Genomic DNA, 16,912 nt, shown 5'->3' with positions numbered 1-16,912 from the left:
GGCGAAAGCCTCTTTTTTAATACAGTCAAGAGGGAGGTGTGACTATGAATCGGGAGCGATCCCCATAAACATAGACAGGTGAAAACCTGTTTTTTGTTTTCCAATTTAAAATTAAGGAGGAATTTCATGAGAAAACACAGACATACAATTAAGCTTGTAAAAAAAGCCTTAAAAAGACTTAGCTTATTTACTTTTTCCATGTTGATTGTCGCGACAGTGATGACAACAGGAATATCTGCAAATACTGATGAAGTATATCACAATGAGGATAAAACTGTTCTCATTGCGGTAAACCGTAATCTAAATGAAGAAAAGAATGAGATCACACTTGATTTTACGATTTCAAATGATGAAAACGTGAAAGTGACGGATATTCAAATCGAAGGAACGTCTATTAAGAATGACGATTTTCTATACTCACATGCGGTTGGTGAAAATTGGGAATTTAAATTCTCTGTAATCACTACACGTATGGTCATGCTTGAAACTGAAAATGAAGAAGCAAAAGAGATAGAACGTCACGAAACCTTTATTTTCACCGTTAAAGTTGCTGAACTCAAGAGTGATGAGTCGCTTAATTATGAAGCGACTCTACCAGTAAATAATGAAAACGAAGTTTCAAAGATTGAAGAAAAGCCTTCAGATGTACCTGAAGAAGCTCAGACCAAGGAGGAGCATGATGCGCTTCAAGTAAGTGAGATTGATGGGAAACGCGTTCTAAATCGTTTACCCAACCCTGAGGAACTGGATACTATCATCGATAAGACCGAATATGTCATGATTGATAATGAAACAGGCATCATCAGTATTGAGACATTTACACATAATGAAGAAATAAGCTTTAGACGAGCTCTCGATGTCGTCACAACTGGAAAGAAAGTTACTACAGGAACTGTTCGTGTTGAATGGAGACAAAACCGTTCGTTTTTCTGGGAAATGTGGGGAGGCGTCAGTGAATTATTTGTCAATGGAAACAGAAGTTATTGTCTCGAACCCGCGATCATGGATGCAGTCGCTACAAGCGCTGCCTATGGAACCACATTTGATGATTTAAATGTATTACGAGTTCATCCTGATGGACGCTTAGCTTTCAAACCCACGAAGGCACAAGAGACTCAATTGGAACTTATCTCTAATTATGGACGTAAATATCCAGGTCATGAAACGGATGCGTATGAGTGGGCTACAAAAATCCTTATGTGGGAAGCACTTGGTTGGGATGTGGTATTACGCGGTAGTATAAACCCACAAGCTGAAATTAATGAAATCAATCGTCTCATTGCCAATCATACTGATAGACCATCTTGGCATGGGGAAGTTCGTAAAGCACGCATTGGCGAAGAAATCACCTTAACGGATCCGACGCTTTCACAGTTCAATGTCAATATGAACGTCACGACAGGCTTGACTGTATTATCCAAAACAGGTAATTCAATTACAGTTCGCATTGATGCGAAACAAGCTTCCTTAGCCTTCACCAAAATTGGAGGGAGTGCTGAAGGAACCTCCTACATTTATACTGATGGTGTTTCGCAACGCGCAGCACATCTGAAAATATTAGATCCTATGAAATCAATTATAGATTTTGAAGCAAAATCACACATGCAACGCTTCTACAAGCAAGGTGAAAATGGTGAACCACTTGCAGGTTTCAAATTTAGAACCTCTTACATTAATAAAGTGGATGAGAATGGAATTCTGAGTGGAGACGCCAACAACCACACCTGGGACTATATAACTGGTGCTGATGGGTTTACTGCATATGATGAGTGGAATAATGAAGAACGAACGGTATATGTACAAGAAATTGAAGCAAAGGCACCGTATACAGTAAATCATGAAATCAAAACCTTTATTGTTACTTCAGGAGCTGAAACAACAATGACCTTCACAAATAAAAAGGCCGTTGGACAAATTAGTTTGTTGAAACTTGATAATCATAGAAACCCACTCGCTAATATTAAGTTCAACATTCTCAATGCTTCTAATACAATTGTAGGGACACTTGTAACTGGAGCAGACGGTAAAGCCCTATCGGCAACACTTCCGCTTGGTACATATAAACTTCAAGAAACAAGCGTAACAAGTGGTATCGTATTGGATGAATCACTTAAAGAAGTGAAAATCGAATACGCAAACCAAACTACAGAAGTTGTCTTAGTCTCAAAAACTATCTCTAATAAGTACCAACGTTCTAATGTAACGATTACTAAAGTAGAGAATGATTGGGACACAACATTCCCTGAATATAACGGTATTAAGTTAAGTGATGCAACAATTGAACTCTTTGCTAAAAACGATATCTATGAAGGATCAACCCTTATCTATCGTGCAAATGAGTTACTCGGCACAGAAGTTACCAATGCAGCAGGTCAAGTAACCTTCCATAATCTACCTATTGGTGATTACTATGCAAAAGAAAAAGTCAGTCCAACAGGTTATGTCTTATTCCAAGGACAATGGGATATCTCGATTAAATATGACGACAACAATCCTAAAGTCGAAGTAACTCAAACTGGATTGACTGTTACTAACCAAGTGATTTATGGTAAGGCAACACTAATAAAAACAAATGGAGGTCGTGACCTCTTAGAAGGTGCTGTCTTTGGTGTCTTTACAAAAGACGGAGTTAAAATCACAGAACTTACAACCAATCGCTTTGGAATGATTATTACTCCTGACCTTCGTTATGGAGATTACTACTTCCAAGAATTTAAGGCACCTATCGGACACTGGTTTGATAACACAAAAATACCATTCACAATCTCTGAACATGAATCAATGCAGTATGTCACCATGCCTAACAAGCTCATCGAAGCAAAGATTTTGATTCATAAGGTTGATAGCGAAACACTTGCACCACTTGCTGGAGTTGGTTTCAAGATTTTAGACAGCAACAACAATATCGTTACAATTAAGTATCAAGATGGAAAAGATGTTGTTGAAAAGAGTGAATGGTTTACCGATGAAGACGGTGAGTTTATGCTTGAAGCATTCTTACCTTATGGTGAATATACGCTCATCGAATCTCATACCTTAGAAGGTTACAATCCAATTGACCCTATTAAGTTTACGATTGATGAAAACCAAGATTACATCAATCTTGAAGTAATCGGAAGTGTTCTTGATTTAGGACACATTGGAAATACTAAGATTTATGGTGACTTACTCATTAAGAAGATTAGTGCTGAAACTGGCCTATCACTACCTGGTTTTGTGTTTGATGTCTATAACGCTCAAATGGAACGTGTTGATACAATCACAACCGATGAAAATGGTGAAGCATCACTCAATCACTTAGTCTACGGCCAATATCACGCTGTTGAGAAATTTGCGCCATTCCCTTACGTCATCAACCCTGATAAAGCAAGACAGTCATTCTTTGTAAGTGAAGAAGGAAAAGTCTATGAACTTGTGTTCAAAAACATGACAACAAGTATCACAATTTTCAAAGGAGATCAAGACGGAAATCCGATTCCTAACACAGTCTTTGATTTATACAATAGTGATAAGAACTTCTTAGAAACTGTTACAACTGATGAAAGTGGGACAGCAGTTGTTGAAGGATACGACTTTGGAACATACTTCGTTGAAGAAATTGAAGTACCATTCCCATACGTCATCAATCCTGAAAACAAACTTCTAGAACTTAAGCTTACAGAAACTAACAATCATTACACGATTGAGTTTAAGAACGAGAAAGCAGTGGGTGAGTATCTCATCACAAAACTTGATTCGAAAACACAAGTTCCAATCGCAAATGTAAGCTATGGAATTTATGATGTTTCCCACATCTTACTTGCAGAAGGTGAAACATTTAAGTACGAGGACGTTAAAGGGCTTAAAGCTCACGAAATCGGCTTGACAGACACTAATGGTCATTTAGTATTTAACGACCTAGATATCGAGCGTAAATGGGCTATAATCGAGCTTGAAACTCCTTACGGTTATATTATTGATGAAACAGTCAGACTCGTAGAATTTGAGTACGTCGATAATAACACCCCAGTCATCACAGAAGAAGTGACACTTCTCAATGAAAGACTACAAGTAACGATTAAAGGTGTGAAGATTGATAGTGTTACTAGGTCTCAAATTATTTCTCAATACTTCGATTTAGTCTTACGTGACAAAGATGGAAATATTATTCCGCTCGATCATAAAGACGAAAATGGTGTTCATGTCTGGGTGGTGGATGCTTTAGAGTTCTACTTCATGAATGAAGAAAAAGCACCAACGGGTTATATTTTATCAAATGAAATCATTGAAATTAGCACCCATGAAGAAAAAGAAAATCACCTTTACGTTATTGAGTTCCCTAATGATGAAGAGCCAGCACCACTTCCAAAAACAGGAATGGCAGAATCACCATTTATGACACTTTCTTTCTTGATTTTAGCATTAGGTCTAATTCTTGTACTCTATACAAAACGTAAAGAGTCAACGAAAAAATCCGTACAATACGTCTTACTTGATTCAAAAGGGAATGTAGTACGTGATGTTTCAAATGTCAATGGACGAGGTTTCATTGACTTAGGAAAACTTGAAACGGACTCTTATGCACTGCTTGAAAAATCTGATTTTGAGAAAAACCAAGGGTCAGACCATGAAACGAAAAAAGACAAATTGGAGTAGATTAATTTGTGTTCTTGTTACTTTGATTAGTCTTACAGGATGTCAGAAGAGTTCACTCACATTTACGGATGTGAGTGAGCTACCCTATGATGAAAACTTCAATGCTTGCAGTCCTGTTGAAAGTATTAACGGTCAGAAGATACCTCACTTACTGATACAGAATGATGAAATTCATTATGATGGTAAGGTTGTGCATTGTAACAGTACCAATCAAACCATCACTGAAAATGAAGTGCTGTCTCTTTCTTATGAATTAGATGGTCGGGTATTTATTAAGGAAATACAGTTTGTCAAAGAATCTGAACCAAAGGACGAAGAAGTCTTACTTCCTCAAGTCCCATCAAACGAAGAACCAGAACAAGTAAATGAAATTGAAGAACCTGAACGAAACGATGAAGCACAAACGGAAGCCCCTGGAGAGAATATGGTTGAAGACGTTCCAAAGGTTGATGAACAACCTGTTCAAAAACCAAGCGAACCTCAAAAACCTATCGAGCAATCGAAACCACAAGGGGAAGTCCGCAAATTCTTAAGTTCAGAAACAGTAACAAATGCACAAGCACGTGAAGCGTGTGTTGCATACGCATCAAAATACAGTAATTTCTCGTCATGTGTACCATTACGTGATGAAACAACATTAATAATCGGGTTTATCCCTGAATAAGAAGGAGCTATTATGAAACTATTAAGTAAATTAAAAAATAAATCAATCGAATGGATCAAATGTAAAAAAGTTGCAATCATAGGTTTTGTGAGTGGACTCACGATTTCTGGAATGGGATTGACACTTGAAGTGAGTGCTGAAGAAGGGTCACTGGGTGGTATTGCGAAACCGTATGCCGATACAATTGTTAAAGAAATTCAAGGGCTTGCAAATGTCGTAGGTGTTGTACTTTTAATCATTGCTGCAGCACTTCTATTTACAGGTAAAAGACAGGAAGCTAAAGCTGCTGCTATTGGTACTGTAATTGGTTATATTGTCATTATGGCCATTGCTACAATCTGGGGCATTATCCAAGGCGCTTGATGATGAAATCAAAGATACATAAAAAACAATGGATGGAGGTGTCTTTCGGCATTGTGTTGATGGCCCTATTTATTATCTATACAGTGAATGATATTTATGCAGATGGGATGACAGACTTAAGTACTGTCTCCCACTTGCAAAAGTATTTGAAACTCGATGATTTTATTACGTATCTTGTAAAAGGAGTAGCACACCTTATATACATTGGCTTATCAGCACTGACCAATATGGTAGAAAGCGGGTTTATGCTTCTTGCACGTTTTGATATGTTTGCATCCATCAAAGAACTTTCAATCTTTAGAGATAATATAAATATCCTCATCGGGTCAGTCTTCATGATTGGTCTTGGTGGAATTGTCTTAGTGAGAATGTTTCAACTTAAAGAAACAATGTCAGTGCTCTACAATGCCTTCATTGTCGGGTTTGCGCTCTTACTCTTCAGTACGTTTGTAACGCTTGCAAATGATGGACGAATTGCGTTTACCAGTGAAATTGAACAAGCAATCGGACAAAACGCTACAACCTCACAACGTGTTTTTCTTGATCAAACCTATGACTTAAAGTATCTTATTGCACAAGCTAAGGATGGAAATAAGGTAACGCTAACACTGATTGAACAAGGACTGAGTGAAGCTCAGCTTGAATACATTCGGTGGGATGAACGTTTAAGTAAGGACGATTTAGGGTATAAATATGTATTGAATGAAAGGACTGGTGAAAAAGAAGCGGTTAGAGTAATTGATGGGATGTGGGGAATTGGAGATGAGCGTTATTTTAGATATCATACTCAATACTTCAATATTAATGTCATTTTAGCAGTTACGTTCTTTGTGTATTTTGTGGCACTTATTAAACTTGGCGGTCTTGTGTATGACCTTGTTACCAATGAGTTACTTGGAAAATTTGGAGTTCTAAAAGGACTGGATGACTTGAATGCGGCAGGAAAACCATATTTAACCTTTGTGCAAACTATTGTATCTATCTTAATATTAACAGTCTTAGCCAGTATTTATCCCACCATTGCAAGTGGCGTCTTGTCACAATCAGATGAAGCTTTACCATTTTTCATTAAGGTTATTGCTCTTTTTGCAGCAGGACTTGTGATTTTACATGGTAGTGATTTTCTGGATAAGGTATTTGGCTTTCAAAATGGACGACGGACGATGGCAACAGCATTCGCAATGGCTGGAGCAGGAGCATTATTATATCGTGGCGCTAAAAAAGCAGGACGAGGAGTTAAGAATAAATTATCTGGAGATGGTAAGGGACAGGATGACCATGATAACGATCCCAATAAAGGACCAAGTAATGACACTTCTGATACCGATAATTCAAAACCAGTCGAGAGTCCTGAAGGCATTATCGCCAATGGAAAAGGACCTGAAGAAACAACCACAAATGGGTTGGTAAGTGAAGAGGGCAAACCATCTGAAAGCCCTGAAGTACCAGTACATGGTGAAGGTTATATACCAAAAGATGGTAAAGACGAACAGTATAAGCCCGAAGATATGGCAAATCCTCAAAGAGTACCTAGCGATGAAACGTTACGGGAAGACTGGAAAGATAGCGAAAGCTCCTCTAATAAGCATGATTTATCAGATCAAAATGATAAACCGCTATCACATATGGAAGACTGGGAAATTGATGAGTATAACTTATATGAAAGTAATTTGCCACTACATGATAAGAAATATGGTGGTGCAACGACAGCTGAAGAAAAGAAAGCACGTTATGAGGCTTATGAGCGTAGCAAAAAGGGCGATTCAAAACCTGTTTCTAATCCTGAAAAACAAGTCAAACAAACTCAAGCAAAACAATCCGTACCTAACGATACTTCATATCACAAGGCGCAAGAAACAAAAACATCTGAAGCAATTCAAGATTGGTACAACGAGCATTTAGCTAGTGATGAAAGACATAGCCGAATTGGAGGTGATGATGAGTGAAAAAATGGATCCCAAAATTAAATAAGAGCGGCCTTAATCTAAAATCAATCAGTGTCGAAGCACTCATTCTATTAGGGCTCTTTGCAATGGTAAGCAATATCGTGATTATTCCACGTATTCATAGCAAACTCGGTGTCCCTACAATCATTGGAATTGTCTTATTTGCGGTAATCCTTGCACTACCAAGTCATACAAACGAACAAAAATCAACCTTATCCGCTTTGATACTCTTTCTCAAGTTCAGAATTAGAGATAATCAAAGGGCAAATAAGCAACAAAGAACAGGGGGTGTCCGTTTGAAATTTATGAACTTCTTTAATCGAGATAAGGTTAAACTTAAAAAAAATATTCAACACAATAAAATGCGACTTGATGCAAGTGCTCTAGAAGACAGTGGTATAGAAACGGTGGGTGACGAGACCTATACCGATAAAGCGGGAAATGAGTATGCTGTCTATATGTATGAATACATCAATATTAATGGCATCAGTCGAGAGATTGACGAAGAAAACAAAGATCATCAAGCGACACTATTTGATAGCCTTGAAACACGTGGCAAACTACACTTCCCCGTTTATAACAATCGTCCACTTCAAGACTCATTCGACTACTTTAATGACTTGATGGGGTCAACACCGTATCAAGAAGAAGTGGAAGAAATGTTAATGTGGATGAACTACTTTAACAATCAAACACAAAACACTAAAACTATTGACGTTCATGTTAATGATCTAGATAGCTTCCATCGTAACAATGCACACCTTGAAGTGACACGATTTACAGGTGATGACTTAATAAAGCATTTACATGATCGACAGTTAGGAGGTTTTGAAAACTCATGAAACTGTTTAAGAAATTTAAAGAAATTAGGAATAAAAATACCCAGCTTATTACATCCAAGAATGCACCAGCACTCGCAAAGATTGCTTCACAAAGTGGTATCTCATGGCATGAACTTTACTATGTTAATGAGAATCGTTATTTTACAGTCTTTCAGATTGTAGAGTTTCCAGAAAGCAGTAGCACCAATATGTTTGCAAGCATCAATAAATCAAATTTTGCTTTTCTCAGTATCGACTTTGAACATGTTGACTCAAAAGAATTTGCCGATATTGAAGACAAGACATTTGAAAAGTCTGAAAACAAAAAGGAAGATGCGAAAACACGAACGCAATACAAGCGTGCAGGTCTCAACCAGAAAGAAATGGAACGTTTCTCACGATACATTGATGCAAGTAAAAATTCTGTGAAGTCAATGAGTGTTCGAGTCTTTGTGTTTGGTAGCACCTTTGACGAATTACAGGACAATTCTAAAAAAGTGACAAACCTTTTAGTGAAAGCGAAAATGCGAGGTGTCATACAAACCAATAACTTACTTGAAGACTATCAGGGATTGACACTGTTTTCTAACCCACAGGCTCAACTTGTGTCAAGTGGTAACCTTGCGGACATGACATTGAGTAGTAACGTAAATATTGTGGACTATCATGCAGCAGTGCTGGGAATGACAGAAACTGGGGTCTATGCTCCTAATCCCTTCAGCTTTAAAAATAGCAGTTATAACATTGCATTCTTAGGTGGTATGGGTGCTGGTAAGTCTGCACTGTTAAAGAAATTATTTAAGAATATGCTCATTAGAGGAAATTACATTCCACTCATTTTTGATATCCACGATGAGTATGATTTGATTTGTGAAGTGTTAAGAATTCCACGCGTGAGTTACAGTGAAAACAACAACATCAACTTTATGGCATTATTCTATGTTGAGAGTGAAGATGGCATGATACGAATGAATGACGTTCAAACCAAGATTTCAAGCATCAAAGAGACGTTTAAAGGATTTACCGGCATTGAGCGTGAACAAACGATACTTCGCCTAGGGCACTTCTTAAACATCTTCTATCGGGACTATATAGCCCGCTCATTTGATGATATTGAACATAAGCTCTGGGGAACACTTGATGAAGTGTTGAAAGCAGTCAATGAAGAGATCGTTCATATCCAAGATAAAAATTGGAATGGTAAAGATACTGAAGGCGAACCTGTGGTACTTGGTGAGTATCTCAAAGACTTATACAACCTTCAAACAGGCTTACAAGAAATGTGTAATAACTATGGATACCTTTTCAATCGTAGAACGAATATTGATTTTGATTTAACGAAACCACTTTGCTTTGATATTAGCTTTTTGCGTAATAACTCGGATGCTAAAGTTAAAGCAAGCTATGTGTCACTACTTATGAGTTATGCTTCGTATGGTGTGTATCTCAACCTCCAACGCAATCAAGCTAAAGAGATTGAAACTGGTGTGAAAATGTATGAACGTGAAGAGCCTTACTTTATGTTTCATCTCATACTTGATGAATTTATGCAATATGCAGAAAGTAGAGCATTCTTAAACGATGTCTTGAACTTCCTTAAATATGCACGTAAAGCGTATAGCGGTTTGGTAATTGTCATCCATACAACTGACGATACACAAAACTCACTTGCAGAAGCTGGTGATTTACTACGCGCAACCTTTGACCTTATTACAAACAAGTATGTAGGAAGAACCGGTGTTGGAAGTGCTGCGAATTTACCAAAACTCTTACGGGGTGTTACTGAAAATGATGCGATTGCCGTTACGAAATTTGTAAAGGGTGAAAAGGGAGAACGTAAGTTTTTGGTTGTGGATGATCAGGGGCGAAAGATTTACTTTACTAGCATTGTAACCAATCGAGAACGCGGCTATTTTAAAGGTGGAGTATAGTGAAAAAACTTCTTGCATTAGGGAGTGGTGCACTGATTGCATTTGTGCTACTTCCATACTCCCTTATGATGTATGGTTTTAGAAGTAGTGGCGATACAGGAATACAATCAACACAACACTGTGCCATCGATACCGAAGCGCTTTATGAATCCTTAAGTGAATCGGAAACGCTTGATTTAAACACGCTTCAGGATGAGACGTTTAAAAATGAGGTTGTAATGATAACCTTGCATCAAGAACGTTCATCATCACTACTTGATACGGTACATAAAGCAAACGCCATTCAAAACTATGCGAAGGATAAAGACTTCAAACTATCGAAATCAGTCTTCATTCAAAGTATGCAGTATGGAACATCATTTCTTGATTTTCTTATCCGTAGTGGTCTTAGTGAAACAAGTGTTGAAGTCAATGAAGCTTATGAGAAAACAAGTGACACTGAAGCAAACTCAAAGGAAACAGACAGTAAGTATTACTCAATCATTCAAACAGAATTCATGAAGGCTTATTGTGAATATGGTACGCTTGGGTTACCAGTACAAAAACCGTATCGAATTACAGGCTGGTTTCCTAGCTATAACATTGATGGAACAGGTGGCTATCATGATGGTATTGATTTTGGCCTTGACATTGGAACACCTGTATTTTCTGTGAGTGATGGTGAAGTGGTATTAACAGGTAGCCGATGTGATAATAATGGATCAATGAGGGATGAGTGTGGCGGTATTGCAGATAATAACATGATGGGTATTAGAGGATTTGGAAACTTTGTGATTATCAAAGTGAAAGATTCAGAGCAATTTGTCGCCTACGCCCATTTATCAGCACCTCTTGTATCGATAGGCGAACATATTAAGTTGAACCAACAAATTGGCTTAAGTGGCCATAGTGGTAAATCGAGTGGCCCTCATCTTCACTTTGTAGTTGCGAACAGTAGTAACATGTATGATGTGGTCAACTCTAACAAAGTCATAAACCCTTGTGATGTCATTGAGGGCCTATGTGAAGAATAGAAAGTGAAGGTGTGTAAGAATGGTTAAACGAAATAACCGAAGCATGATAATACAAACGTTAAAAAACAGTGGCCATAAAAATATTATTATTGATCCAATAGATGAATATAACCAGGTAATAAAACAAATGAATATTAACAAGAAGGAAGGGAGTAAAAACGATAATGAAGAATCCGTTTAAACAAGAAGGCAGTGGTCGTTATGTTGAACTAAAAAGCCCTAAGAATAAGCGCTACTTATTACTCATACTTGCAATGGCCATATTTGTGGGTGTGCTTGTTACGAGTAATATGTGGCTACCTGATGGAAGACGTGATGTCACAACACACAGCGAGAATAAGGCGTATCAATTCTCGGCAAGTGAATTGATTGTGGAACGTGTTGCTTACAATCCAACACTTATGATTGGGGAAGTTCGGGTTAAAGAAAAAATTAATAACGCGTTCAATTATAAAGATCTGGAGTTTGGTGTTGTAAACGATAAAAAAACTGAACTACCGATGAAAGTGATCCAGTCAGAATTTACATCAACAAGCAAAGACAATAAGTCAGGATATAAATGGACACTGATTCAATTCACAATCACTCCTGAATATTACTACTTTACACTTAATATCAATGATAAGGGCTATGCACAGCGTGGCATAAGCTTTGATTATCGTAAGGTGCCTCACGTTGAACTAATCGAGAAAGGCGATGATTACTTAAAAACAGCTCCAGCACTTTTCATGTCGATTGACTTACTTCAAACACAAGTAGAAACCCTGGAGCGAAAAATACAGGACATCGAACCAGAAGTCAATAAGGCAAAAAATGAGCTTGAACTTGCAAGTGATGAAATCAAAGCGGTGAAGCAAAAAGCCTACGATACACTCGTGGCCGATAAGACTCAACTTGAAACTGAACACAAAGCCAAAACAGCAGAGCTGAAGCAATACACCGATAAGCTCGAAGAAAGGGAGAAACAATGAAATTTCAAGAATTCACAAACATCATACTAACACTTATACTATCATCACTTGTTCCGGTTATGATTGTAGGATCTCTCATTGGACTTGTATTTATTGTTTATTCAAAGGGTGGTGAGTTTAGTACACGAATGGAGTACTTTTACCAAAAGACCCAATTCAACATCTACAACATTGCTTTCCTATTCTGTTTGTATTTAGCGATCGTGTTGTTTTTACTAAGGGATAAAATAAAAGTAGAAAATTTTATGGAGCTTTACGAAACGGCAAAAACTATACAAATTAAATCACTGAGTTCTATGCTTGTTAATGTGAATGTTTTTGAGTACTGGGTCATCGGCAGTGTGCTTGTAGCTGTAATTAGCCTTAGAATTTACGCAGAGACATGGCGAACAGCCAAAGCAAAGACCCAACGTAAAAGACGTCGTGAAATGTGGAAAGCAACATGGTTCTCATTTCGAAAGCCCTCAGAATTAATTGATGATAATACCATCGTTTTAGGAGCAACACGAGCTGGTAAGACAGCGTGGATACGAAGAGTCATTCAAGCGCTTTTAAAGAGTGGACGCCCTTTAATCATCGTTGATGGTAAGGGTGATATTGCTGATCGATCTCTTTACGAAGGTGCTGCAAAACTTGCACGATTATTCAAACGACCGCTCTATGTTATCGACCAAACAAACATTAAGAACTCTGATTCGTACAATCCGTTTAAGCGATGTCGTGCAACAGAAATTAAAGATATGCTTCAAGAGATGGGAGATTGGTCCGTAAATGCTGCACACTATAAAGAGCTGGCTGGGCGGTACTGGCAAATGATGGCATCGTACATGATTACTTTTGGTATACCTCGTAACTTTAAAAATATCATTAAGTATTCAAACCCTTATGAACTTGCAGAGCATATCTTAAAAAACAGTGAGCTTGATGGGCCACATGATGATTATATTTCGTTGCACTTGCGCAATCAAATTTTAGATAGATATGGAGAAAAAGGACTATCCAATTTACGAACACCGTATCTAAAAATTATGGTTGAAAGTGCTGAAGGCGTTGAAAAAAATACGGCATCATTTGCGACGGTTTATGAAGGAGAAGGGCGTGCAATGTTTGGCGAAAATGAAGGCTTTGATATCGAGGATGTCATCCGTAATAATGGGGTACTCATTGTGCTACTCAATAGTATGACGTATACCGACTTTTCGATTTCAACTGGAGCACTTGTGATTCAAGATTTTAAGAATACAATGGGGCGAAGAATGTCACGAAAAGAGACTGAAAAAGTGACGGCAATTTTTGAAGAATTAGGGGCTTTCTTTTCAGATTCTGTGGTTGATTTATCAGCACGCATTGGGTCCTTAGGAGGCAACGTCATTTATTCAATCCAGGGCTTCAGTGATATGGATGTTCATGATAAAAATATACGTCGCCAAATTGTGAACAATACCAATCGTTTCTTTACGTTTCGTCTGAATGATCCAGATGATGCGATAGCAATGTCAGATATACTGGGGACAGTTCACGCAACAAGTGAAACACAGCAAACAGAAAGTAGTGGAGTAGGAGACCGTAGTACAGGCATGGGAACGTCGAAATCAGAACGAGAGTATGTATTCAGTCCTGAAGTCATAAAAACACTCCCTACAGTTCGTGGTATCTTTTTGGTTAAAGATAACATTTATTCCAAACCTTATATTTTCAAAGTTAAGTTTTTGAATCTTGATGACATCAAAGAACCTACAAAAGCAGAACGACAAAACCGTATAAAAACAGGTGATTGGTTGATGGTTGAGGACCATCAATCATAAAAAGTAAGTGGTGGTTCGCCCCCCTAATTCTGTGATGGTTTCCGACCACCACAATAATTACAATCTAGAATACCATTTCACCCACTCCTACCGCCCTTTGTATGACTTTGTCAACCTTTCTGCGAAACGTTGACAAAGTCATACAATCATAATATACCTAATGGTATATGTATGAACGGGTGGTGGGAGTGGATGAAGTTGAATAATATAAAGAAGAATTAAGAAGGATTGTGTGAGGGGCGGAGGTAGAATATAAAATAAAAAAACAAAACAAAAGACAAACCAGCAGCAACGACTAAAGGTGAAAGAAAAAGGAGGGTCGATGCTGCTTATGGCAAACGATAAGAAAAGCGTTTATCGTTTGATGGTAGAAATGGAACGTGTGCCATTTCTAAAAAAAACAGAAGGAGTGATGATCCTGGTGATGAAAATTGAAATTACTGGAAGAGATGAATATTTGTTTAAACTACTTAATAAGTTTCGTGTTCTCGATGCTGAATTGATATTGAAATTTTCTGATTACACTGATTTGAAACATGTTCAACGACGTTTAATTCAATTAACTGAAGAGCGATATATTGGTCGAGAACGCGATGGAAATACAACCCCGTATATTTATTTTTTAAGACAGCGTGGTATGAATGTTTTGAATGAAAAAACAGGGGACCATGAACGTCCTTATGTCATCCGAAATTTCAGCCAATCGAGTCTATCTCATGAGTTGCTTGTAGCTGAAATTTGTTATACAATTTTAGCAAATAATAAAGAGCTTGAACTTGATGATATTCAGACCGATAGGGAGCTTCGAAAACTTGGGTATGATCCAAAGAGAATTGGGGATATACGCATTCCAAAATTCAAAGTAAATATCGAGGTTGAAAATACTCAGAAGACGTTCAAGCGCTATGTTAAGAAATTTGCAATGACAGAAGATGGCTTTGGCCATTTATGGATACTGAATGGCTTCAGTACTTTAAAATTTAAACTGAATGATTATATTCGGCTTCGTATCACTGATCGCCATCTTCGGGCCATTTTGTTAACTGAAGTCGCAACAATGGATTTTGATTTAAGAGAATATGCAGAGCGTTATCAACGCCAACAACAATTCATCTTTGATGAACAGAAACGAGAACGTGAAGCTTACTTTGAAGAAGAGAAACGAATGGAGCATGAAGCCAAAGAAATGGCTGAGCGTGAACGTCGTATTCTTGAAGAAAACATGAAGAAGAAACCATTTTGGCGGAAGTAATGACAAAAAAATTAGACAAACAATATCACAAAACCATTGCACGATGGAAGCGTTGGACTGGAACACGGGCCATTAACTTTAATACGCTGACTCGAGATACTTTAGTGCTTATGGTTCATGTTCATAATTTAAGTGATGGTGTGATCGCGGATATCTTTGATGTTGATCAATCTGAAATTGTGTCGTTATGTAGAAAATGGGAAATATATTAAGGATTGTGGCTGCACATATAATGTGCGGCCACTTTTTATTTATCCAGGATATTTCAAAACCAGTACTTTCACAAAAAATACTATCAGGTGCCACCGCCACATTAACACAAACATTCGTTGTGCAAGATTCATAAAAGATTACAGAAGCCCACAGTAATCTTTTTATTCTCACGCTGCACTTCATAAATGATCCGCTCGCTATGCTCACACTTCACCCGCACTTGTGCGACTACCGTTCATTTACTCCGTTACGTCTTGCACCACTCATTTGATTTTGTGTTAAGGATGGGGTGGCTAAGGGGTAAGAGATTAGACCTAGAAGGGAGCAATTATGAAAAAAGACATACCAATGATTGAAATACCACTTGAATTATTCCTTGCATTGATAAGTGGCAATGTAGAGATTGAAATGGAAGTTGTACAGGAAATTAAGTTAAGCCGTAACTAGGCTAAGGAGCAGAACATGAAACATTATATTGTACGAGAAATTGAATCAGGTCGTGAAGTATTATGCGTAAGTGAGAAATCACTCAAAAAAGATGATTATATTGTAATCGCAAGTTATGAAGATTTGCCGGTAACCGCGGTAGTGGTTGAAACAATTAGTCATTATAAAGCAATCCGGTTAAATCAAGAGCCAGAAATCATCATTGATACGGTGAACGTAAAATCATGGTTAGAGCAACGAGAAGAAGAAGTCGCGAAATCCGTATTGCTTTCAAAAATGCAGAACAAAATCTCAGAAATCAAAATGGTTGAAACACTTGAAAAGTATGCAGGGCGTGACCCCGAAATGCTTTCACTGCTTAATGAGTATAAGGGTAATCATAATCATGACGAAGAATAGGGGCATTGCCCTTATTTTTTGCCGCACGCACCTTATACCAATTCTTAACGTGATTCATTCATAAAACCGTTACACTGATAAGGGTCTTTGACACCTTATCTTTTATGGATTGTACCACTAAATTGGTATAAGACGCTTCAAACAAATGGAAGTTCGTAATTGGGATACAAATAGGAACTATCAATAGTGGGGCATTTTCCGATTGTAGAGTGGGCCAAATTTGGATTGACAAATACAGATATTGAATAGAGTACACTTAATAATAAGAGATGCTTAAATGAAGTCAACAATCAGAGTGTATTATTTTATGGGCAAAATACGTGGTCTGAAAATAATCTTCCTCTTAGACCAGGACACACAAACCGTGCTCTGGTCTTTGTTGACTTCATTTATTTTTCACCAGGACTTGTCTTAACGCCAAGTCGAACGAAAAAGTTAATTGCTTTCACCAA

The 16,912-nt window shown here is 37.7% G+C and carries 12 protein-coding genes; all 12 read left to right on the top strand.

Features of this window, described 5'->3' with window-relative positions; genetic code table 11:
• Positions 1-126: 126 nt before the first annotated feature.
• The 12 genes from GVV22_RS09030 (at position 127) to GVV22_RS08975 (ending at position 16,460) form a co-directional block, all read left to right on the top strand.
• Entirely contained in the window at positions 127-4,635 is a 4,509-nt protein-coding gene (locus tag GVV22_RS09030; protein ID WP_159649790.1) for an LPXTG cell wall anchor domain-containing protein, read from the top strand.
• Positions 4,607-5,299: a hypothetical protein gene (locus GVV22_RS09025; protein WP_159649789.1), complete on the top strand. Its 693-nt coding sequence runs from the start codon at positions 4,607-4,609 to the stop codon at positions 5,297-5,299. Before GVV22_RS09030 ends, GVV22_RS09025 begins: the two co-directional genes overlap by 29 nt.
• 12 nt (positions 5,300-5,311) lie before the next feature.
• The gene (locus GVV22_RS09020) at positions 5,312-5,662 is read left to right on the top strand and encodes a hypothetical protein (protein ID WP_159649788.1); all 351 of its coding nucleotides are present in this window, start codon (positions 5,312-5,314) and stop codon (positions 5,660-5,662) included.
• Between the two features lie 2 nt (positions 5,663-5,664).
• On the top strand, positions 5,665-7,608 hold the full coding sequence (locus GVV22_RS09015; protein WP_159649787.1) for a hypothetical protein: 1,944 nt from the start codon (positions 5,665-5,667) through the stop codon (positions 7,606-7,608).
• Positions 7,605-8,450, top strand: a complete 846-nt coding sequence (locus GVV22_RS09010) for a hypothetical protein (protein ID WP_159649786.1) — start codon at positions 7,605-7,607, stop codon at positions 8,448-8,450. The genes GVV22_RS09015 and GVV22_RS09010 overlap by 4 nt, the downstream gene beginning before the upstream one ends.
• Positions 8,447-10,360: a hypothetical protein gene (locus GVV22_RS09005; protein ID WP_159649785.1), complete on the top strand. Its 1,914-nt coding sequence runs from the start codon at positions 8,447-8,449 to the stop codon at positions 10,358-10,360. Before GVV22_RS09010 ends, GVV22_RS09005 begins: the two co-directional genes overlap by 4 nt.
• Complete coding sequence (locus GVV22_RS09000; RefSeq protein ID WP_159649784.1) at positions 10,360-11,373, top strand: M23 family metallopeptidase; 1,014 nt, start codon at positions 10,360-10,362, stop codon at positions 11,371-11,373. The genes GVV22_RS09005 and GVV22_RS09000 overlap by 1 nt, the downstream gene beginning before the upstream one ends.
• 164 nt (positions 11,374-11,537) lie before the next feature.
• Entirely contained in the window at positions 11,538-12,344 is an 807-nt protein-coding gene (locus GVV22_RS08995) for a hypothetical protein (protein WP_159649783.1), read from the top strand.
• Positions 12,341-14,149 (top strand): type IV secretory system conjugative DNA transfer family protein, encoded by a 1,809-nt coding sequence (locus GVV22_RS08990; protein ID WP_159649782.1) that lies wholly within the window; start codon positions 12,341-12,343, stop codon positions 14,147-14,149. Before GVV22_RS08995 ends, GVV22_RS08990 begins: the two co-directional genes overlap by 4 nt.
• 331 nt (positions 14,150-14,480) lie before the next feature.
• A complete protein-coding gene (locus GVV22_RS08985) occupies positions 14,481-15,401 on the top strand; it encodes a replication-relaxation family protein (RefSeq protein ID WP_159649781.1) in 921 nt (306 codons plus the stop codon).
• Entirely contained in the window at positions 15,401-15,613 is a 213-nt protein-coding gene (locus tag GVV22_RS08980) for a hypothetical protein (protein WP_159649780.1), read from the top strand. Before GVV22_RS08985 ends, GVV22_RS08980 begins: the two co-directional genes overlap by 1 nt.
• Before the next feature lie 463 nt (positions 15,614-16,076).
• A complete protein-coding gene (locus GVV22_RS08975) occupies positions 16,077-16,460 on the top strand; it encodes a hypothetical protein (protein ID WP_159649779.1) in 384 nt (127 codons plus the stop codon).
• Positions 16,461-16,912: the final 452 nt, after the last annotated feature.

The organism is Erysipelothrix aquatica, from assembly GCF_009828825.1.
Lineage (GTDB): Bacteria > Bacillota_I > Bacilli_A > Erysipelotrichales > Erysipelotrichaceae > Erysipelothrix > Erysipelothrix aquatica_A.
This window is presented reverse-complemented; position numbering and strand designations above follow the sequence as displayed.